The 19,828-nt window shown below is 68.6% G+C and carries 23 protein-coding genes; 9 read left to right on the top strand and 14 right to left on the bottom strand.

Features of this window, described 5'->3' with window-relative positions:
- Positions 1 to 6: 6 nt before the first annotated feature.
- Positions 7 to 456 carry a hypothetical protein gene (locus AC0IZJ_RS14530; protein WP_471850913.1) on the bottom strand — a complete coding sequence of 150 codons (450 nt, stop codon included), beginning with the start codon at positions 454 to 456 and terminating at the stop codon, positions 7 to 9.
- Complete coding sequence (locus tag AC0IZJ_RS14525; protein WP_471850910.1) at positions 440 to 1,957, bottom strand: sensor histidine kinase; 1,518 nt, start codon at positions 1,955 to 1,957, stop codon at positions 440 to 442. The genes AC0IZJ_RS14530 and AC0IZJ_RS14525 overlap by 17 nt, the downstream gene beginning before the upstream one ends.
- A 141-nt stretch (positions 1,958 to 2,098) precedes the next feature.
- Between AC0IZJ_RS14525 and AC0IZJ_RS14520 the strand changes: the two genes are divergently transcribed.
- On the top strand, positions 2,099 to 3,430 hold the full coding sequence (locus AC0IZJ_RS14520; RefSeq protein ID WP_471850907.1) for an NAD(P)/FAD-dependent oxidoreductase: 1,332 nt from the start codon (positions 2,099 to 2,101) through the stop codon (positions 3,428 to 3,430).
- Here the strand turns inward: AC0IZJ_RS14520 and AC0IZJ_RS14515 are convergent.
- The 9 genes from AC0IZJ_RS14515 to AC0IZJ_RS14475 are packed head-to-tail and all read right to left on the bottom strand — an operon-like array spanning position 3,372 to position 10,824.
- Positions 3,372 to 3,659, bottom strand: a complete 288-nt coding sequence (locus AC0IZJ_RS14515; RefSeq protein ID WP_471850904.1) for a hypothetical protein — start codon at positions 3,657 to 3,659, stop codon at positions 3,372 to 3,374. The genes AC0IZJ_RS14520 and AC0IZJ_RS14515 overlap by 59 nt on opposite strands.
- Positions 3,656 to 3,874: a hypothetical protein gene (locus AC0IZJ_RS14510; RefSeq protein WP_471850902.1), complete on the bottom strand. Its 219-nt coding sequence runs from the start codon at positions 3,872 to 3,874 to the stop codon at positions 3,656 to 3,658. Before AC0IZJ_RS14510 ends, AC0IZJ_RS14515 begins: the two co-directional genes overlap by 4 nt.
- Before the next feature lie 18 nt (positions 3,875 to 3,892).
- Complete coding sequence (gene ccoG, locus AC0IZJ_RS14505; protein WP_471850900.1) at positions 3,893 to 5,284, bottom strand: cytochrome c oxidase accessory protein CcoG; 1,392 nt, start codon at positions 5,282 to 5,284, stop codon at positions 3,893 to 3,895.
- 4 nt (positions 5,285 to 5,288) lie between these two features.
- Positions 5,289 to 6,182: a cytochrome-c oxidase, cbb3-type subunit III gene (gene ccoP / locus AC0IZJ_RS14500; protein WP_471850898.1), complete on the bottom strand. Its 894-nt coding sequence runs from the start codon at positions 6,180 to 6,182 to the stop codon at positions 5,289 to 5,291.
- Positions 6,179 to 6,310: a cbb3-type cytochrome oxidase subunit 3 gene (locus AC0IZJ_RS14495; RefSeq protein ID WP_471850896.1), complete on the bottom strand. Its 132-nt coding sequence runs from the start codon at positions 6,308 to 6,310 to the stop codon at positions 6,179 to 6,181. The genes ccoP and AC0IZJ_RS14495 overlap by 4 nt, the downstream gene beginning before the upstream one ends.
- Positions 6,297 to 6,962, bottom strand: coding sequence for a cytochrome-c oxidase, cbb3-type subunit II (ccoO, locus tag AC0IZJ_RS14490; protein WP_471850894.1), 666 nt, complete (start codon positions 6,960 to 6,962; stop codon positions 6,297 to 6,299). The genes AC0IZJ_RS14495 and ccoO overlap by 14 nt, the downstream gene beginning before the upstream one ends.
- Positions 6,963 to 6,972: 10 nt before the next feature.
- Complete coding sequence (gene ccoN, locus AC0IZJ_RS14485) at positions 6,973 to 8,430, bottom strand: cytochrome-c oxidase, cbb3-type subunit I (protein WP_471850892.1); 1,458 nt, start codon at positions 8,428 to 8,430, stop codon at positions 6,973 to 6,975.
- Positions 8,431 to 8,476: 46 nt separating this feature from the next.
- Positions 8,477 to 8,626, bottom strand: coding sequence for a cbb3-type cytochrome oxidase assembly protein CcoS (ccoS, locus tag AC0IZJ_RS14480; protein WP_471850889.1), 150 nt, complete (start codon positions 8,624 to 8,626; stop codon positions 8,477 to 8,479).
- Positions 8,626 to 10,824 carry a heavy metal translocating P-type ATPase gene (locus tag AC0IZJ_RS14475; protein ID WP_471850887.1) on the bottom strand — a complete coding sequence of 733 codons (2,199 nt, stop codon included), beginning with the start codon at positions 10,822 to 10,824 and terminating at the stop codon, positions 8,626 to 8,628. Before AC0IZJ_RS14475 ends, ccoS begins: the two co-directional genes overlap by 1 nt.
- Before the next feature lie 134 nt (positions 10,825 to 10,958).
- On the opposite strand from AC0IZJ_RS14475, the gene AC0IZJ_RS14470 reads away from it, so the two are divergent.
- Positions 10,959 to 11,402 (top strand): cupin domain-containing protein, encoded by a 444-nt coding sequence (locus AC0IZJ_RS14470; RefSeq protein WP_471850885.1) that lies wholly within the window; start codon positions 10,959 to 10,961, stop codon positions 11,400 to 11,402.
- Between the two features lie 39 nt (positions 11,403 to 11,441).
- Here the strand turns inward: AC0IZJ_RS14470 and AC0IZJ_RS14465 are convergent, their stop codons facing one another.
- Positions 11,442 to 12,098, bottom strand: a complete 657-nt coding sequence (locus AC0IZJ_RS14465) for a glutathione S-transferase family protein (RefSeq protein WP_471851178.1) — start codon at positions 12,096 to 12,098, stop codon at positions 11,442 to 11,444.
- A 187-nt stretch (positions 12,099 to 12,285) separates the two neighbouring features.
- Between AC0IZJ_RS14465 and AC0IZJ_RS14460 the strand changes: the two genes are divergently transcribed.
- A complete protein-coding gene (locus AC0IZJ_RS14460; RefSeq protein WP_471850883.1) occupies positions 12,286 to 13,503 on the top strand; it encodes a polyhydroxyalkanoate depolymerase in 1,218 nt (405 codons plus the stop codon).
- A 45-nt stretch (positions 13,504 to 13,548) separates the two neighbouring features.
- Here the strand turns inward: AC0IZJ_RS14460 and AC0IZJ_RS14455 are convergent, their stop codons facing one another.
- Both AC0IZJ_RS14455 and xseA read right to left on the bottom strand, forming a co-directional pair.
- Positions 13,549 to 14,130 carry a superoxide dismutase gene (locus AC0IZJ_RS14455; protein WP_471850881.1) on the bottom strand — a complete coding sequence of 194 codons (582 nt, stop codon included), beginning with the start codon at positions 14,128 to 14,130 and terminating at the stop codon, positions 13,549 to 13,551.
- Positions 14,131 to 14,188: 58 nt separating this feature from the next.
- The gene (xseA, locus tag AC0IZJ_RS14450; RefSeq protein WP_471850879.1) at positions 14,189 to 15,490 is read right to left on the bottom strand and encodes an exodeoxyribonuclease VII large subunit; all 1,302 of its coding nucleotides are present in this window, start codon (positions 15,488 to 15,490) and stop codon (positions 14,189 to 14,191) included.
- A 349-nt stretch (positions 15,491 to 15,839) separates the two neighbouring features.
- Between xseA and AC0IZJ_RS14445 the strand changes: the two genes are divergently transcribed.
- The 6 genes from AC0IZJ_RS14445 (at position 15,840) to adk (ending at position 19,678) form a co-directional block, all read left to right on the top strand.
- Complete coding sequence (locus tag AC0IZJ_RS14445; RefSeq protein WP_471850877.1) at positions 15,840 to 16,457, top strand: MotA/TolQ/ExbB proton channel family protein; 618 nt, start codon at positions 15,840 to 15,842, stop codon at positions 16,455 to 16,457.
- Positions 16,458 to 16,461: 4 nt separating this feature from the next.
- Positions 16,462 to 16,878, top strand: a complete 417-nt coding sequence (locus tag AC0IZJ_RS14440; protein ID WP_471850875.1) for an ExbD/TolR family protein — start codon at positions 16,462 to 16,464, stop codon at positions 16,876 to 16,878.
- The gene (gene lpxK / locus AC0IZJ_RS14435) at positions 16,844 to 17,899 is read left to right on the top strand and encodes a tetraacyldisaccharide 4'-kinase (protein ID WP_471850873.1); all 1,056 of its coding nucleotides are present in this window, start codon (positions 16,844 to 16,846) and stop codon (positions 17,897 to 17,899) included. The genes AC0IZJ_RS14440 and lpxK overlap by 35 nt, the downstream gene beginning before the upstream one ends.
- Positions 17,899 to 18,114: a Trm112 family protein gene (locus AC0IZJ_RS14430; protein WP_471850869.1), complete on the top strand. Its 216-nt coding sequence runs from the start codon at positions 17,899 to 17,901 to the stop codon at positions 18,112 to 18,114. The genes lpxK and AC0IZJ_RS14430 overlap by 1 nt, the downstream gene beginning before the upstream one ends.
- A 73-nt stretch (positions 18,115 to 18,187) precedes the next feature.
- Positions 18,188 to 18,925, top strand: coding sequence for a 3-deoxy-manno-octulosonate cytidylyltransferase (gene kdsB / locus AC0IZJ_RS14425; protein WP_471850867.1), 738 nt, complete (start codon positions 18,188 to 18,190; stop codon positions 18,923 to 18,925).
- Between the two features lie 99 nt (positions 18,926 to 19,024).
- Positions 19,025 to 19,678, top strand: a complete 654-nt coding sequence (adk, locus tag AC0IZJ_RS14420) for an adenylate kinase (protein WP_471850865.1) — start codon at positions 19,025 to 19,027, stop codon at positions 19,676 to 19,678.
- Positions 19,679 to 19,828: the final 150 nt, after the last annotated feature.

The following is a 19,828-nucleotide window of genomic DNA, read 5'->3' as shown; positions in this document are numbered from 1 at the left end:
GTCTCCTCAGCGCTTGGCGGGCAGCGTCTGCTCGATGGCCTTGAGGGCTTCAAGCTTCTCGTTGAGCTGCTCGTTGCGGCGCTGGCTGTCTCGCAGCTGCTGGGTCAGCTTGTCGACGTTGTCCTGCAGGCGGCGCTGCTCGGCGAGGCGAGCGGAAAGCAGCGCGGCCAGCGGCTTGAGCGGCTCGGCGGCCTGCGCGTCACTGGAGATGACATCCAGCTGCGCCGCGGCCTGGGCCAGGTCGGCGCTGCTGCGGCCCTGGCTCAACGCAAAGGCCTTGCGCAGCTCCTCGACAGTGCCGAGCACGGCCTTCAGTTGTTCGATCTCGGGCGGCGGTGGAGGCGGCTCGGGGCAGACCGGCGCAGGCGGTGGCGGCGCGGGAGCGGGCGGCGGCGTCTGGCAAGCACTCAGCAGCGCCAACAGCAGCACACAAGCAATTTCAAGCAGTCTTCGCATGGGGAATCTCGATGCGGAAATGGGCGCCGCGCTCGCTCGGCAGCAGGCGGCACGTGCCGCCATGCGCCTGCACGATCTCGCGCACGATGGACAGGCCGATGCCGTTGCCGCGGCGGGCGCCGGGCGCCTGGTTCCGGCCTTGGTAGAAGGGGTCGAAGATGCGGTCCGCATCCTCGACGGCCACGCCGGGGCCGGCGTCGATGCAGTCAATGCGCACCTTGCCATCGGCCTGAGCGAGCGCCAGCGAGATGACGCCGCCGGGCGGGCTGAAGCGCACCGCGTTGACGAGCAGGTTGGCCAGCACGACGCCGAGCTTCTCGCCGTCGGCGACCGTCGTGCAGGGTTCGGCATCGATGCAGACCGTCAGCCCCCTGGCCTGCCACAGCAGCCGCTGGTCGGCTGCGACGCGCGTCAGCAGCGCGCCCACGTCCACTGGCCGGCGCTGCAGCTGCTGCGAATCCGACGCCAGCGTCTGGTAGCGCAGCAGGTCCTCGATCTGGCCCTGCAGTGCCGCGCTGTTGTCGCCGAGGATGCGCACGATCTCGGTCTGGTCGGCCGTCAGCGGGCCGGCCACGCCTTCGCGCAGCAAAGCCGCGCCCTCGCGGATCGAGGCCATCGGCGTTTTCAGCTCATGCGAGATGTGGCGCACAAAGCGGGTCTTGTCGGACTCCAGCGTCGCCAGCCGTTGGCGCAGCCATTCGAGCTGGCGGCCGAGCCGGCGCAGGTCGGCCGGGCCGCGCACGACGACGGGCTCGTCGAAGCGGTTGTCGCCGAGGCGGTTGATGGCGGCCTCGACATGGGAGAGCGGCCGCAGCAGCCAATGGCCAAAGCCCAAGGCCAGCACACCGGCCAGCGCGATGGCGCCCAGCACGAGCGCGCTGATGAGGCGGCGCTGCTGCTCCAGCTCGGCCAGCACGGCATCGCTGCGGCGGTCCATGGCGTGCTGGCTGCGCTCGGCCAGCGCGTCGTTGAGGCGATGCAGGTGGGCAAACACCGGCGTCAGCTGCTTCAGCGCGGCGGCCCGGTTGCGGGCAAGGCCGGGGTTCTGCAGCACGCGCCATGCCGCGTCGGCCTGCGCCGCCCAGTCGTTGAACAACTGCTGCGAGGCGGCATCGGGCATCAGCTCCGTCAGCACCGACTGCGTGGCCTTGGCGTCGACCCAGGCCGCCTGATAGCGGTCGCGCAGGCTGGCGTCGTCGAGCACGAGGAACTGGCGCGCGCTGCGCTCCATGGCCACGGTGCGCTCGGCCAGGCGCTGGCCCTGGGCGGTCAGCGCAGCCGCGTCCTGCGAGGCCTGGCGACCCTGCAGCGCGACATGCTCCAGCGCAAACATCGCCTGGGCCGCAGCGCCGCCGAGCACGGCGGTGATCAGCAGGAACGCCGCCAGCAGGCACTGGTGGAAAGACAGGCCGCGCAGGCGCTGCCGGGCCGAGTCGGTCGGAGACGAGGGCTCGGTGGAGGTGGCGGGCGCGAGGGCGGAATCCAGGGTGTGGGACGGCATCGTGGGCGCCGCATGCTAGGACCCGAACGCGTCTCAATGCCGGCAGCACGGGCCGGCTTTGCATCACGATGCAACGGCCCTGCCGCCATCCGAAAACCGCACCATGTTGCAGCGCACAAAACCGGGCGTACCATGGGTTTCATGCGTCCTCAAGTGCTCATCATCGGCTGCGGGTTTGGCGGCCTGGAGGCGGCGCGCGCCCTGCGCGCTGCGGATGTCGACATCACCGTCGTCGACAAGACCAACCACCACCTCTTCCAGCCGCTGCTCTACCAGGTGGCAACCGCTGGGCTCTCGGCCCCATCCATCGCGGCGCCCATCCGGCATCTGTTCCGCCGGCAGCCCAATGTGACGACGCTGCTGGGCGAGGTCGTCGGCATCGACGCTGCGCAGCACACGGTCACGCTGAAGGACGGCGCCACGCTGCGCTGGGACCACCTCATCGTTGCCGCCGGCGCCACGCACAGCTACTTCGGCCGCGACGACTGGGCGCCGCACGCGCCGGGGCTGAAGACGCTGGACGATGCCTTCGAGATCCGCCGGCGCGTGCTGACGGCCTTCGAGTCGGCCGAGCGCGAGGATGACCCGGCCCGGCGCGTGGCGCTGATGCAGTTCGTCGTCGTGGGCGGCGGGCCGACGGGCGTGGAGCTGGCCGGCACTTTTGCGGAGATCGCACGGCACACGCTGCCGGGCGAGTTCCGCCGCATCGACCCCAGGCAGGCGCGCGTGCTGCTGGTGGAAGGCAGCCCACGCGTGCTGGGCGCCATGCCCGAACGATTGAGCGAGCGCGCCCGCGAGCAGCTGACCGCGCTGGGCGTGGAGGTGAAGCTGAATGCCCGCGTGACCGGCATCGATGCCGAGGGGCTGGACGTCACGACGGCGGCCGGCCAGGAGCGCCTGCACAGCCGCTGCGTTGTCTGGGCCGCGGGCGTGGCCGCGTCGCCGCTGGGGCGCGCGCTGGCGGCGGCGACCGGCTGCACGCTGGACCGCGCGGGACGAGTCGTCGTGGAAGCCGACCTGAGCGTCAAGGGGCATCCGAACATCCAGGTCATCGGCGACCTGGCCGCCGCGCAGAGCCATGTGCCGGGGCGCGACCCCAAGCCCGTGCCTGGCGTGTCACCCGGCGCCAAGCAGATGGGCCGTTGCGCCGCCGCCAATATCCATCGGCAGCTGCGCGGTGAGGCGACGCAGGCTTTCCGATATGCCGACTACGGCAACCTCGCCACCATCGGCCGCAACAGCGCCGTCGTGGACCTGGGCACGCCGGCGGGCGCGCTGCGTTTTTCAGGCTACTTCGCCTGGCTGTTCTGGCTGTTCGCCCACGTCTATTTCCTGATCGGCTTCCGCAACCGCTTCGTCGTGCTGATGGACTGGGCCTGGGCGTACTGGACCCATGACAGGAACGCGCGTGTGGTCAGCGTGGCCAGCCCGGCGAGCGACGTTGCGGCCCGGGCTCGTCCGCCGGCAGGTTGACCAGCAGCAGCGCGACGCTGACGCCCAGCGCGACGACGGCCCAGAAGATCAGGAAGCTCAGCGTGTAGACCGCCTGGGCCGACAACTGCACGGGCGCCGCGCCGAACCAACGCAATTCATGCGGGTCGACGACGGCGAAGACGAGGGCCTCCAGCACGCCGGCCGACAGGAAGGACGACCAGGCCACGGCCATCGCGTAGCGCGCGACGCGTGACGGCGCGTCAATCACCGCTTGACTCCCGGCACCACGCCGGTGGCGGCATGGTTGCGCGCCGCCTGTGCGGGCGCGGCGTCGTTCGCACGCGTCACCAGCGGCGGGTCGGGGAAGCGGATGCACAGGGCCACGGTGACGATGCTGGCGAGGATGACCGACACCGGGCCGGCGACGACGAGCCAGACCATGGGCTCGCGCCAGGCGGAAGAAGTCGTTTGAAGAGTGGACATCTCGGATCTCCCACCGCTTCAGCGCGGCACGACGAAAGTGGATTTCTCGGTGACGCTGTCGCCAGCCGTGCTGCGCACGAGCCAGCGCATGGGCTGTGCGCCGGGCTTGAGCTGCCTCGCCGCCTCTGGCGGCAGACGCAGCGCGACGGTCACCCAGCGCGCCTCGGCCGGGCTCAACGTCACCGTGGTCGCGCGGCTGAGCTGCAGGCCAGGCAGGCCATCGGCCTCGACGCTCAGCTGCTGAGGCGCCTCGGTGGCGTTCATCAGCTGCAGGCGGTACAGGTTCTCTATCCATCCGTCCTCCACCTGGCGGGCCAGCGTGGCGCGGTCGCGCACGATGTCGACGCGGAAGTCGTGGCGGTTCATCAGGCTCCACAGCACAGCGGTGCTCAAGGCCAGCAGCAGGCTGCCGTAAACGAGCACGCGCGGGCGGAAGATGCGGCGCCAGCGCTGGGCAAGCGTGAGCTGCCCGGCCATGCCGTTCTCGGTGTCGTAGCGGATGAGGCCGCGCGGCGTACCCATCTTGTCCATGACGCCGTCGCAGACGTCGATGCAGGCGGCGCAGCTGATGCATTCGTACTGCAGGCCCTTGCGGATGTCGATGCCGGTCGGGCAGACCTGCACGCACAGGTGGCAGTCGATGCAGTCGCCCACGGCCTGGCTGCGCGCCTCGCCCTTCTTGCTGCGCAGCGCGTTGTTGCCGCGCGGCTCGCCACGGGCCGGGTCATAGCTCACGATCAGCGTGTCGCGGTCGAACATCGCGCTCTGGAAGCGCGCGTACGGGCACATGTACTTGCAGACCTGCTCGCGCATATAGCCTGCGTTGCCGTAGGTGGCGAAGCCGTAGAACAGCACCCAGAAGGCCTCCCAGCCGCCGAGCGAGAAGGTCATCAGTTCGCGGATGGGCGTGAAGTAGCCGACAAAGCTGATGCCCGTGAACAGGGCCAGCGCGATCCACGCGACCTGCTTGCCGCCCTTGCGCCAGAGCTTGTTGAACGACCAGGGCGCCTTGTCGAGTTTGAGGCGCGCATTGCGGTCGCCCTCAAACACCTGCTCGATGCGCACGAAGATCTCGGTATAGACCGTCTGCGGGCAGGCATAGCCGCACCACACCCGCCCGGCGACCGCCGTGAACAGGAACAGCGCGTAGGCCGAGATCAGCAGCAGCGCCGTCAGGTAGACGAAGTCCTGCGGGTAGAGCACCAGGCCGAAGACGTAGAAGCGCCGTGCGGCGAGGTCGAACAGCACGGCCGGGCGGTCGCCCCAGCTCAGCCAGGGCAGGCCGTAGAAGACGGCTTGCGTCAGGGCGACCATGGCCCAGCGCCAGCGGGCGAAGAAGCCGTCCACCGCTCGCGGGTGGATCTTGTCTTCGGACCTGTAGAGCCGGATGACGGCTTCGGAATCAGCCATCGCCTTACTGGCTCAAGCCCCAGACGTAGGCGGCCAGCACGCGGATCTGCTCCGGCGTCAACCGCTCACCATGCGCCGGCATCACGCTGTGCTTGCCGTTGTTGATCATGGCGACCACGGCCTCTTCGCCCCAGCCGTGCAGCCAGACCTTGTCGCTGAGGTTGGGGGCGCCCAGCGCGGCCGTTCCCTTGCCGCCGATGCCGTGGCAGGCCGCGCACGCACTGAACTTCGGCTTGCCGAGCTGCGCATACAGCGGGTTGTGCGGGCTGGCTGACAGCGACAGCACGTAGTGGGCGAGGTTGCGCACGTCCTCGCTCGTGCCCACCGCAGCAGCCATGACCGGCATGTTGCCCTCGCGGCCCTGGGTGATGGTCTGGCTGATGGTCTCGAAGCTGCCTCCCCAGAGCCAGTCCTTGTCAGCCAGGTTGGGGAAGCCCTTGGAGCCCTTGGCGTCCGACCCATGGCACTGGGCACAGTTGTTGGCGAACAGGCGCTCGCCGATGGCATGGGCCTTGGAATCCTTGGCGAGTTGCTCGGGTGACTGGCGCGTGAACGCCGCGTAGACCGGCGCCATCGCGGCTCGCGCCTGGGCGATGTCCTGGGCATGTTCATCCGTGCTCGTCCAGCCCAGCGACCCGGCCACGCTACCGAGGCCCGGGTAGAGCGCCAGGTAGACGCCGGAGAACACCACCGTCAGCACGAACAGGCCCATCCACCACAGCGGCAGCGGGTTGTTCAGCTCGCGCAGGTCCTCGTCCCAGACATGGCCGGTCGTGTTGTCCGCCGCCGAGGGCTGGCGGCGGCTGGCAATGACCAGCAGCGCGATGCAGGCGATCAGGCCCAGTACCGTGGACGCGGCGACGAAGATCGACCAGCCCTCGTTGAAGAAGTCGCTCACAGATCACCCCCTTCAAGCGGCAGTTGTGCGGCCGCATCGAAGTGGCCGCGCCAGGCCCAGACGACGATGGCGATGAAGACGGCCAGTGACACGAGGGTCACGGCCACGCGGAGTTCATTGATGCCCATTCGAGGCCTCTTTGGTCAAAGCTGCGGATGCGCCTGCCGTGCCCAGCACCTGCAGATAGGCCACCAGCGCATCCAGCTCGGTCTTGCCGGCAGCGGCCTGCGCGGCGCCCTGCACCTCGGCGTCGCTGTAGGGCGCGCCCAGCGTGCGCAATGCGCTCAAACGTGCGGGTAGCCCGGCGGCGTCCACCGGCGCACCGACCAGCCAGGGGTAGGCCGGCATGTTGGACTCGGGCACCAGGTCCCGCGGGTTGGTCAGGTGGATGCGGTGCCAGTCGTCGCTGTACTTGCCGCCCACGCGGTGCAGGTCGGGCCCGGTGCGTTTGCTGCCCCACTGGAAGGGCCGGTCGTAGACGAACTCGCCCGCCTTTGAATACTCGCCGTAGCGCAGCGTCTCGGCCAGCAGCGGGCGGATCATCTGAGAGTGGCAGTTGTAGCAACCCTCGCGCACATAGATGTCGCGGCCGGCGACCTGCAGGGCCGTGTAGGGCTTGAGGCCCGGGGCCGGCTGCGTGGTCGAGCGCTGGAAGAACAGCGGCACGATCTCGACGAAACCGCCGACGAAGACCGTCAGCAGCACCAGCACGATCATCAGCAGGTTGCTGGTCTCGATGCGCTGGTGGCCGGTGATGCGGTCAGTGTTGTTGTTGCTCATGTTGACTTCCTCAAGCGTGTGCCAGGACTTGCGGAATGCGCACGCGCTGCGGCTGACCGGCCTGCATGGTCTTGACGACGTTCCAGGCCATGACCAGCATGCCGGCGAGGTAGAGCAGCCCGCCCACCAGCCGCGTCACGTAGAAGGGCCAGGTCGCCTTGACGCTCTCGACGAAGGTGTAGACCAGCGTCCCGTCGGGGTTCACCGCGCGCCACATCAAGCCCTGCATGACGCCGGCGATCCACATCGCGGCGATGTAGAGCACGATGCCGAGCGTCGAGATCCAGAAGTGCAGTTCGATGGCGCTCTTGGAGTGCATCTCGGTGCGGCCGAACATGCGCGGGATCAGGTGGTAGAGCGAGCCCATTGAAATGAGGCCCACCCAGCCGAGCGCGCCGGCGTGCACGTGGCCGACGGTCCAGTCGGTGTAGTGCGACAGCGCATTGACGGTCTTGATCGACATCAGCGGCCCCTCGAAGGTGGCCATGCCGTAGAACGACAGGGCGACGATGAGGAACTTCAGGATGGGGTCGTCGCGCAGCTTGTGCCAGGCACCCGACAGCGTCATGACGCCGTTGATCATGCCGCCCCAGCTCGGCGCCAGCAGCACCAGGCTGAAGATCATGCCCACGCTCTGCGCCCAGTCCGGCAGCGCCGTGTAGTGCAGGTGGTGCGGGCCCGCCCACATATACGTGAAGATCAGCGCCCAGAAGTGGACGATGGACAGGCGGTAGCTGTAGACCGGCCGCTCGGCCTGCTTGGGGATGTAGTAATACATCATCCCGAGGAAGCCGGCGGTCAGGAAGAAGCCCACGGCGTTATGGCCGTACCACCACTGCACCATGGCGTCCTGCACGCCGGCATAGGCCGAGTAGCTCTTCCAGAACGTGACCGGCAGCACCGCGCCATTGACGATGTGCAGCAGCGCCACCGCCAGGATGAAGGCGCCGAAGAACCAGTTGGCCACGTAGATGTGGCGGATCTTGCGGCGCCCCACGGTGCCGAAGAAGACGATGGCGTAGGCCACCCACGACACGGCAATCAGCAGCGCGATGGGCCACTCCAGCTCCGCATATTCCTTGCCGCGTGTGAAGCCCATGGGCAGCGTGATGGCCGCACCGACGATGACCGCCTGCCAGCTCCAGAAATGGAACCAGGCCAGCATGGGCGAGAACAGCCGCGTCTGGCCGGTGCGCTGCACGACGTGATAGCTCGTCGCCATCAACGTGCAGCCACCAAACGCGAAGATGACCGCATTGGTGTGCAGTGGCCGCAAGCGCCCATAACTCAACCATGAGATGCCGAAGTTCAGCTCGGGCCAGGCCAGCTGCGCAGCGATGAACACACCCACCGCCATGCCCACCACGCCCCAGAGCACGGCGGCCAGCGCGAATGCGCGCACGGGCCCGTCCTCGTATGTCGTCCCGGCCGTGGCGTCCAATGCCACCAGGACTCTGTCGTTCGCCATCGCGGCTCCTTCGGTCTGATGCGAACGATTCTTCTCGGCGGAGGCTTCAGGCGCCTTGATCCTTGTCAAGCAGGATGCGTTCAGCCTCCATTTCGAAGCCATCGAGTTGCCCGGCGTTCACGGCCCAGCCAAATACGGCCACGATGAGCAGCACCAGCACGACGGAGAACGGAATGAGGAGGTAGAGGATGTCCATCAACGATTGAGCCGTTGGGCGTTCAACACGACGAAAAGCGAACTGCACGCCATGCCGATGCCCGCCGCCAGCGGTGGCAACAGCCCGGTGAGCGCCAGCGGCACGCAGGCCAGGTTGTAGAGCGCGGCCCAGGCCAGGTTCTGGCGCAGTACGCGGCGCGCCTTGTGCGCCAGGGCCAGCGCCTGCGGGATGGCCATCAGCCGGTTGGACACCAGCAGCGCATCGGCCGCGCTGCGCGCCAGCATGGCGCCCTGCCCCATGGCGATCCGCACGTCCGCTGCGGCCAGCACCGGCCCATCGTTGATGCCGTCGCCCACCATCAGCACGCGCTCACCGGCAGCCTGCCATTCGCGCACGGCGGTGAGCTTGGACTCGGGCGTGGCGCCGGCCCGCCAGTGGGCGATGTCCAGCGCGGCAGCCATGCGTGCGACAGCGGTCGGTTGGTCGCCGGACAGCAGGCGCACACGCTGGCCTTGCGAACGCAGCGCCTTGATCGCTTCGGCCGCATCGGCGCGCGGTGCTTCGGCAAGGTCCAGCCACAACACGCAGTCGCCACAGCCGAAGGCCAGCCGCGCGGCCGGGTCGGGCTGCGGGCTGACCCAGGCAGGAGCCCCCAGGCGCCAGCGCTTGCCCGTCCCGTCGCGCGCCTGCACGCCACGACCGGCGACTTCCCTCACGTCGGCCCAACTGCCCGCACTGCCGTCGGCCAAGGCCTGTGCGGCTGGGTGCCGCGACAGCGCAGCCAGGCTGCGCGCCGCACGCAGCAACGCGTCGGCGTCGGCGCCTTCGGCCCAATGGCTGCGCAGTTGCAGCCGGTCTTCGCTGAGCGTGCCGGTCTTGTCAAAGACAACCGTGTCCACCGTGCAAAGCCGCTCCAGCGCCGACAGGTCTGCCAGCAGCAGGCCGCGCCGCGCCAAGGCGCCGCTGGCCGTGAGCCACGCGGCGGGTGCCGCCAGCGTCAGCGCACACGGACAGGTGACGATGAGGACAGCCACCGCGACAGCCACGGCGCGAGACGGGTCAATCCACCACCAGGCAATGCCCGCCGCCAGCGCCAGCAGCAGCACGCCGGCCGTGAAGCCGGCGGCCACACGATCGACCATGCCGTTGACGAAGGGCTGGTGGCTTTGCGCCTGCTGCATCAGCCGCACGATGCCCTGGACCGTCGTGTCCGCGCCCACGCGCTGCACGGTGATGACGAGGGAGCCGTCCACGTTGATGCTGCCCGCCACGACCGCGTCGCCCACCGCCTTGGCGACCGGCGCCGATTCACCCGTCAGCAGCGCCTCGTTCACAAATCCCTGGCCAGACAGCACACAGCCATCGGCCGCGAAGCCCTCGCCCGCCGCGACACGGATGCGGTCGCCCGCCCGCAGCGCCTCGGGCGGCACGCGCTCGCTACTGTCGTCGGCGTTCAAGCGCTCGGCTGCCATCGGCAGCGCGCCGGCCACGGCTTCCAGCGCATCCGCCGCGCGGTGCCGCGCGCCCAGCTCGAACCAGCGCGCCAGCAGCAGCAGCGCGATGAACATCGTCAGCGAATCGAAATAGACCTCGTGGCCCAACGGCCCGGTTGGGTCGAACAGCGCACCGGTGCTGGCCACGAACGTGACCACCATGCCCAGCACCACCGGCACGTCCATGCCGAGACGCCCGGTGCTCAATTGCTTGCACGCGCCGCTGAAGAAGGGGCCCGCCGCAAAGGCCATCACCGGCAGCGTCAGCACCCAGCTGCCCCAGCGCAGCAGCCGGTCCAGGTCGGGCGCCAGCTCGCCGGCCTCGGCCACATAGGCGGGCGTCGCCAGCATCATGACCTGCATCATCAGGAAACCTGCGACGAACAGCCGCCACAGCGCCTGCCGCCTTTCCTGGCGGCGCAGTTCGCGCGCCGGTGCGGCGACATCAGGGCTCGCGCGGTAACCCGCGGTCTGCAACGCCGTCAACACATCGGCCAGTGCGACGCGCGAGGGCTGCCACCGCAAGGCCAACCGCGCCGACGCCGCGTTGACGCTGGCCGCCTCCACGCCGGGCAGCTTCAGCAGCGCCGCTTCGATCAGCCCGGAACAGGCCGCGCAATGCATGCCGGCCACCTGCAATTGCGACAGCGCCGCACCGCCCGGGCCGTCGGGCCAGGTCGTGAAAGGGGCGAGGGCCTGCGCGTCGGCGTCGGCCGCGTGCAAGCCAGGGGGTGAAGCACTCACGCCTGCAATCTAGGTCGCGCCGCCAAACGCGCCCATGATCTGCATCAAGGCATTTGCAGTCTTCGCGCTCGCCGTTGCCGGGAATGCGTCTTGCATGCCCGCAGGGCCTCCCCAGCATTCCAGGAGGCCCAGCCATGTCGGATCTTTCAGAACCCATCGGCACGTCAACCGCGACGGCGTTCTCTCACGTGAAGCCGGGCGACACGCCCTGGCGCAGTGACGGTCTCAGGGACTTTTTCCTCTACCGCGATCTCGGCATCGCCGCCGCTACGGGCGGCCGGGTCATCGCGCACCTTGTGAAGGCGAACATGGCCCCGGAAAAGGGCACGGGATGGCACCGCCATGAGGCGGATTTCCAGATCGTGCTGATGACCAAGGGCTGGGCCAAGTTCATGTACGGCGACCAGGAGACCCTCGTCGAGGCGGGCGATTGCGTGCACCAGCGCCCGGGCATCGTGCACTACCTGTTCGACTATTCGCCGGACATGGAGTACCTGGAGATCGTGTCGCCGGCGGACTTCAAGTCCATCGACGCGCCGGCGCCTTGCGACGTGCCTATTCCCACGCCCTGGTCCTGATGCGTTGAACGGCGCCCTTGCGCCGTTCAACGACGCAGTTCAGAAGTCCATGTCGAGGAGGTCGATCTCCTCCGGCTCCAGCTTCGCCTCGGCGATCCAGGTCTTCATCTCCGTCATGCCCAGGATGGCATCGCGGTAGGCCGCGCAAGCTGCCGGCAAGGCGACGCCGTAGGTCTGGAAGCGCGTGGCCACGGGCGCGAAGATGGCGTCGGCCGCGCTGCGCTTCTTGCCGAACAGGAAGGGGCCGCCGTAGGTGGCCAGGCAATCGCTCCAGATCTCGACGATGCGCTCGATGTCCGGCTTTGCACCTGCCCAGATCTTGTGCTTGGGGAAGTGCCCCTTGAGGTTCATCGGCAGCGCCGAACGCAGGTTGGCGAAGCCCGAGTTCATCTCGCCGCAGACCGCCCGCGCATGGGCCCGCGCCACACGGTCCGCCGGCCACAGCCCGGCCTTGGGAAAGGTCTCGTTCAGGTACTCGGCAATGGCCAGCGTGTTCCAGACCGTGGCGCCTTCGTGGCGCAGGCAAGGCACGCGGATGGATGGCGCCAGCAGCAGCAGTTCCTTGCGCGCGTCCGCGTCGTCGGGCGGCAGCATGACCTCTTCGAAGGTCAGCCCCGCGAAGCGCGTCAGCAGCCAGCCGCGAAGTGACCAGGACGAGTAGTTCTTGCTGCTCAAGGTCAGCGTGGCGACCGGCAGGGCCGGCGCGGGAGGCGCGATGGCCTTGCTGGACTTGCCTGCCGTGGATCTGGGTGGTTTGGTCGGCGTGGCAACGGGCATGGGCATCTCCTTGGTGTCGGGGCTTCGTCTGCCTCGACGCAAGCCCCATGCCACGCTGGCGCGCTCCTTGCGATGCCAGAGGCACCATTCCAACGCAGGAGACACCATGTACCCCGCCTATCAGGCCCATGTCGACCTGCTTTGGCCGCTGCGCGCGGCAACCCGCTGGTCACTGCCCTTCCTGCAGGACCCGAGCATGGCCGACAACAACTGGCTGCCCGCACGCCAGATGGCGGCAGCGGGCCAGGTCTTCGAGCTGGCTCAGGTCACCCACAAGCGCCCGGCCTGGCGCATTGCCGAAGTGGTCGCCAGCGGCGGCGAACACTGGCCGGTCGTCGAAGAGGCCGTACTGATCACGCCGTTCGCCACGCTGCTGCGATTTCGCCGCGAGGGCGCGGCGGCGGCGCCCAAGGTGCTGGTCGTGGCGCCCATGTCGGGCCACTTCGCCACGCTGCTGCGCGACACGGTGCGCACGCTGCTGCAGGACCACGACGTCTACGTCACCGACTGGCACAACGTGCGCGACGTGCCGATGTCGGCCGGCCGCTTCGGGCTGGACGAATACACCCAGCACCTGATCGACTTCCTTGCCACCATGGGGCCTGGCGCCAATGTCGTGGCGGTTTGCCAGCCCTGCGTCAGTGCGCTGGCCGCAGTCGCCATCATGGCCGAGGACGACCACCCCGCCACGCCGGCCAGCCTGACGCTGATGGCCGGCCCCATCGACTGCCGCGTCAACCCGACGGCCGTGAACGAACTGGCGACCAGCAAGCCCATCGAGTGGTTCAGGAAGAACCTCATCAGCCACGTGCCCTGGCAGCACGGCGGCGCGGGGCGCAAGGTCTATCCGGGCTTCGTGCAGCTGTCGGCCTTCATGAGCATGAACAAGGACCGCCACGCCAACGCCTTCAAGGACTACTACAAGCATCTCGTCAACGACGAGTTCGACAAGGCCGAGATCACCCGCACCTTCTACGAGGAATACATGGCGGTGGCCGACCTCGCGGCGGACTTCTACCTGGAGACGGTGGAACGCGTCTTCCAGACCTATGACCTGCCGCGCGGCGAGCTGATGTTCAAGGGCCGCCGCGTCAACCCGGCGGCCATGCGCCGCACCGCGCTGCTGACCGTGGAAGGCGAACGCGACGACATCTGCTCGGTCGGCCAGACCCTGGCCGCACAGGACCTGGCCAGCAACCTGAAGCAATACCTGCGCACCCACTACATCCAGCCCAACGTGGGCCACTACGGCGTGTTCAGCGGGCGGCGCTGGCAGCACCAGGTCTACCCGCTGGTGCGGCGGGTGATCCAGGTGTCTCAGTAACGAAAAAGGCCGGCTGATGCCGGCCTTTGTTCGAGGCGAAAGTGATCAGGCGAAGTTCGCTTCGGCGAACTGCCAATTCACCAGGTTGCTCAGGAAGGTCTCGACGAACTTCGGGCGCAGGTTGCGGTAGTCGATGTAGTAAGCGTGTTCCCACACGTCGACGGTCAGCAGCGCGGTGTCGGCAGTGGTCAGCGGCGTGCCGGCGGCACCGGTGTTGACGATGTCCACCGTGCCGTCCGGCTTCTTGACCAGCCAGGTCCAGCCCGAACCAAAGTTGCCGACGGCGCTCTTCACGAAGGCCTCCTTGAAGGCCGCGTAGCTGCCCCACTTGGCGCTGATGGCCTCGGCCAGCGCGCCGCCGGGCTCGCCGCCGCCTTGCGGCTTCATGCAGTTCCAGAAGAAGGTGTGGTTCCAGATCTGGGCCGAGTTGTTGTAGATGCCGCCACTGGAGGTCTTGATGATCTCTTCCAGGGTCTTGCTCTCGAACTCGGTGCCCTTTTGCAGGTTGTTGAGGTTGACCACGTAGGCGTTGTGGTGCTTGCCATGGTGGAACTCCAGCGTTTCCTTGCTGTAGTGCGGGGCCAGCGAATCAATGGGGTAAGGCAGCGGGGGCAGCGTGTGTTCCATCGTGGAATCCTCAAGTGTTGGGGGGAAGGGAGACGCGGACGATTGTAGGGAGCGAGCATCAACCTTGCGGCGAAGGCTGTACCCCCAAAACACGCAAGTCGACATTGCCATCGGCCAGCACGGCGCGCACCTCATGGCCCGCCAGCAGCGCATGCACGGACGTGATCGCACCGCCCTGCCCGTCGTCCAGCCAGGCATAGCCGCGGGCCAGCACATGCTGCGGGTCCAGCGCCTGCAGGCGGGCCTGCAGCGCGTCCAGGCGCACGCCTTGGCGGCGCAGCGTTTCGGCCAGCGCACGCGCCGGACGCGGGGCCAGGTGGGCGAGGCGCTGGCGCTGCAGCTCGACGCGCCGGCCCGGTGCCGCAGCGGCGCGCTGGGCCAGCAGGTCCAGCAGGCGGCGCTGGCGGGCCAGCACGTCACTGGGTCGGGACAGCCGCAGCGCGATGCGGTCCAGGCGCTGGGCCAGGCTCTGCAGGCGTTGCTCGGCGCGCTGGCCGATCGACCGTTCAAGGCCGGCCAGCATCTGCAGCAGCGCAGCCCGCGACGGCGCCGCCAGTTCGGCAGCGGCCGTCGGCGTGGGCGCGCGCAGGTCGGCGGCGAGGTCACACAGCGTGATGTCGGTCTCGTGCCCGACGCCGCAAACGACCGGCAGCGTAGACGTCGCCACCGCGCGGACGACGCGCTCGTCGTTGAAGGCCCACAGGTCCTCCAGCGAACCGCCGCCGCGCACCAGCAGCAGCAGGTCCACCTCGGCCCGCTCGTTGGCGATGCGCAGCGCGCTGACGAGGGCCGGCGGCGCCTCCACGCCCTGCACGGGGCTGGGATAGACGACGACCTCGACCTGCGGCGCCCGCCGCGCCAGCGCCGTCAGCACGTCGTGCAGGGCCGCGCCGGCCGTGGACGTGACCACGCCGATGCGCCGCGGCAGCGCGGGCAGCGGTCGCTTGGCGTCTTCGTCGAACAGCCCTTCGACCGCCAGCCGCGCGCGCAGCTTCAGGAACTGCTCGTACAGCGTGCCGGCACCGGCCCGGCGCATGGCCTCAACGACGAATTGCAACTCGCCGCGCGGCTCGTAGACGGCCACGCGGCCGCGCAGCTCCACCAGCGATCCGTCGCCCGGCGTGAAGTCCAGCATCGCCGCCGCGCGGCGGAACATCGCGCAGCGCAGGCTGGCAGCCAGGCCGTCCGCATCCTTCAGGCCGAAATAGCAATGGCCGCTGGCCGCCCGCGTGAAGCCCGAGATTTCGCCACCGACGACGACCACCGAGAAACGCTCGGCGAGACTCTGGCCGACCGCCTCCAGCAGGCCGGCCACACCCCAGACACGACGATTTGATGCGGCTTCGCGCCCGTCAATCACGCGCAAACCCAATGCCGGCGCGGGCCTGGAAGTCCACAGCCGCGCCGATACTGGGCTGGCGGGCGATTCCGGCTCATCTCACCTGTCACCGTACCGTCATAAGCACATAAGGCCTTGTTTTTCAATTCGAATTCCGCTGCTCAATCTTGAGGCAAGTTGTCCAAGGCCTTGATTTGACGGCCTCTGCCGGCTCGCGCACCAGCGTTGCCCACAAAGTTATCCACAGCAACGGTGGATTGTGAGAACGCTTTCCTGGCGCTGAAGCTCCGGCCAGAGGGGCCAAGCCTGGGTCCATAATCCCGCGCACTTCCTGGCCGTTTCGCGGCCGTTTTTTTGGACGGGGACGCCCTTGTTTTCGATCATACAAGCCGCCGGTTGGCCGATCTGGCCCTTGCTCCTGTGCTCCGTGGTGGCGCTGGCCCTGATCATCGAACGCTTCACCAGCCTGCGCAGCAGCCGCGTCCTGCCGCCGCGCCTGCTGGAAGACGTGCTCAACGTCAGCGCCCAGCAACTGCCCGCGCCCGACATGGTGGACCGTCTGGCCGAAAACTCGGTGCTGGGCGAGGTGCTGGCCTCGGGGCTGCGCGCCGTGACCGCCGAGCCGCAGATGCCTGAAGGCAAGCTGCGCCTGGTGTTCGAGTTCGCCGGTCGCCGCGCCGTTCACCAGCTCGAGCGCTACATGAACACGCTGGGCACCATCGCCACGGCTGCGCCGCTGCTGGGCCTGATGGGCACGGTGGTCGGCATGATCGAGATCTTCGGCAGCCAGACGCCCGGCGGCGGCAACCCCGCCCAGCTGGCGCATGGCATCTCCATCGCCCTCTACAACACCGCCTTCGGCCTGATGATCGCGATTCCCGCGCTGATGTTCTACCGCTACTTCCGCGGCAAGATCGAGGAGTACGTGCTCGAGCTTGAAGCTGCGGCCGACCGCATGCTGGGCCAGCTGCGCCGCTACACCGTTTGATGCCATGCGCTTCCGTTCACCCCACCGCGAGCAGCCGGAGATCAACCTGATCCCCTTCATCGACGTGCTGTTGGTGATCCTGATCTTCCTGATGCTGTCGACGACGTACTCCAAGTTCACGGAACTGCAGATCACCCTGCCCTCGGCCGACGCTGACAAGCTCAAGGACCGGCCGCAGGAGGTCATCGTCGGCATCGCCGCCGATGGCCGCTTCGTCATCAACCGTCAGGCCGTGGAAGGCCGCTCGGTCGACATCCTCATCGCCGCGCTGCGCCAGGCCTCAGGCGGCAACGCCGAGGCGTCGATCATCATCTCGGCCGACGCCGCCACGCCCCACCAGGCCGTCATCAACGTGATGGACGCGGCCCGCCGCGTCGGCCTGAGCCGTGTCACCTTCGCCGCGCAGACCGACGCTCGCTGAGCGGCTGGCCACACGGCTCCAACGCGAGTGGCTGACCGGTGGGCCGCTGTCCGCCGCGCTGCTGCCGCTGAGCTGGGTCTACCGCGCGCTGCTGGCATTGCGCCGCCTGGCCTACCGCCTGGGCCTGAAACGCACCGAGACACTGCCCGTGCCGGTCATCGTCGTCGGCAACTGGATCGTCGGCGGTGCCGGCAAGACGCCGACGACGCTGGCCCTGCTTGAGCTGCTGCGCGCACGCGGTCTACAGGCCGGCGTCGTCTCACGCGGCTATGGGCGCGAAGGCGATGGCGTCTACCTCGTTACCCGCGATTCAACGGCCCGCAAAGCCGGTGACGAACCGCTGCTCATCCATCTGCGTGGCCAAGTGCCGGTGGCCGTCGGCCGCGACCGCGTGGCCGCCGCGCGGGCCCTGCTCGCGGCCCACCCCAAGCTGGACCTGCTCGTCAGCGACGACGGCCTTCAGCACTGGCGGCTGCCGCGGCGTTTGAGCCTGCTGGTCTTTGACGAGCGCGGCCTCGGCAACGGCCGCCTGCTGCCGGCCGGCCCGCTGCGCCAGCCGCCCGAGCTGCCGACGGCCGCCCAGCTCGTCGTCTACAACGCAGCGCGCCCGAGCACCGCGCTGCCCGGCTTCGTCGCCGAGCGCCGGCTGACGGGTGCCGTCTCGCTGGCCGGCTGGTGGGCGGGTGAGCCGGCAACGATGGACGCATTGCTTTCGCTGCGCGATCGACCGGGCCTGCTGGCCGTCGCCGGCATCGCCCGACCGCAGCGCTTCTTCGACATGCTGGCCGCCGAGGGCCTGCGGGTCGACACGCTCGCCCTGCCCGACCACGCCGACTTCATCACCCTGCCCTGGCCGGCTGCCACAGCCGGCGTGGTGCTGACCGAGAAGGACGCCGTCAAGCTGCCGCCCGAGCGCGTCGGCGCCCTGCCCGTCTGGGTCGTGGCGCTAGACTTCTCGCCCGGCGCCGGCTTCGAGGCCGCGCTGGACGCCCAACTGCAAAAACTTTTCGCTCCTGCCTAATGGATCAACGTCTCATCGAAATGCTGGTCTGCCCGCTGTGCAAGAGCCCGCTGACGCTGCTGCGCGAAGGCGCCGGACTGGAGTTGCCCGCCCTGGCCTGCCGCGCCGACCGCCTGGCCTTCCCGATCCGCGACGGCATCCCGCTGATGCTGGAGAGCGAGGCCAAGGCCTGGGACCCGGACGCCCCCGCGCCGCCGGTCGTGCTGGCAACGTGAGCGCCGCGCCGGGCCGCCCCAAGCAAGCTCGCTCCCGCTTGGCGGGACAGGCCGCAGGCCGAAGGGTGCACCAATGAGCTTCACCGTCATCATCCCGGCGCGGCTGGCGTCGACCCGCCTGCCCAACAAGCCGCTGGCCGACATCGCCGGCCTGCCGATGATCGTGCGCGTGGCACAACGCGCGGCCGAATCAGGCGCCAGCCAGGTCGTCGTCGCCACCGATGCCTCCGAGGTCGCCGCCGCTTGCGCCGCTCACGGCGTGCGGGCACTGATGACACGTGCCGACCACCCCTCCGGCAGCGACCGCCTCGCCGAAGCCGTCGAACAACTCGGCCTGGCCGACGATGCCGTCGTCGTCAATGTGCAAGGCGACGAGCCGCTGATTGCGCCCGCGATGATCGACGCCTGCGCCGCGACGCTCGCCGCTCAGATGGACTGCGTGATGGCCACCGTTGCCCACGCGCTGAACGATCCTTCCGAGTTCGCGAACCCGAACGTCGTCAAGCTCGTCACCGACAAGGCCGGCCGCGCCCTCTACTTCTCGCGCGCGCTCATCGCCTGGTGGCGCGACGGCGCCGGCCAGCCCAACCAGGCGCTGCGCCATGTCGGGCTCTACGCTTACCGCGCCGGCTTTCTGCGCCGCTTCCCGACGCTGGCGGTCAGCCCGCTGGAGCAGATCGAGTCGCTGGAGCAGTTGCGCGTCCTCTGGCATGGTGAGCGCATCGCCGTGCATGTCAGCGCCGAACGGCCGGGTCCGGGTGTCGACACGCCGGAAGATCTGGAACGCGTCCGGCGCTTGCTGAAGGCTTGAACAGCCCGCCGGCGTCAGGCCGGCGAAAGTCCACATGCGATACTTGATCGCTGATCGAGGCGGGGCGTTTTTAACGATCCCGACACAACGAGGAGACCCATGCGATTGATTCTTCTGGGCGCCCCGGGCGCCGGCAAAGGCACCCAAGCGGCCTTCATCTGCAAGCAATTCGGCATTCCGCAGATCTCCACCGGCGACATGCTGCGCGCTGCCGTCAAGGCCGGCACACCCCTGGGCCTGAAGGCCGATGCAGTCATGAAGTCCGGCGCACTGGTCAGTGACGACCTCATCATTGATCTGGTCAAGGAACGCATCGCCCAGCCCGACTGCGCCGCAGGTTTCCTGTTCGATGGTTTCCCTCGCACCATTCCCCAGGCCGATGCGATGAAGGCCGCCGGCGTGAAGCTGGACTACGTGCTCGAGATTGACGTGCCCTTCGACGCCATCATCGAGCGCATGAGCGGCCGCCGCTCCCACCCGGCGTCGGGCCGCACCTACCACGTCAAGTTCAACCCACCCAAGGTCGAAGGCAAGGACGACGCCACCGGTGAAGACCTGGTGCAGCGCGACGACGACAAGGAAGAGACCGTCAAGAAGCGCCTGGACGTCTATTCCGCGCAGACCCGTCCGCTGGTCGACTACTACTCGCAATGGGCCGCCACCGGCGACGCCAGCGCGCCCAAGTACCGCCGCATCGAAGGCCTGGGTTCGGTCGACGACATCACGCGCCGCGCGCTGGCCGCACTGGCCTGATCCCTGCTTCGTCGCGAAGAAGCCGCAGCGCGCGAGCCCTGCGGCTTTTTTGTCGGCAACAATTGACGTTCACGTCAATCAGGAACGGTGGACGAGTCTCCATGAGCGTGTGCTCCCGGCGGGACTTGGTCGACGTTCTCTTTACCCAGG

It is taken from the genome of Roseateles sp. AC306 (genome assembly GCF_979253795.1).
This window is presented reverse-complemented; position numbering and strand designations above follow the sequence as displayed.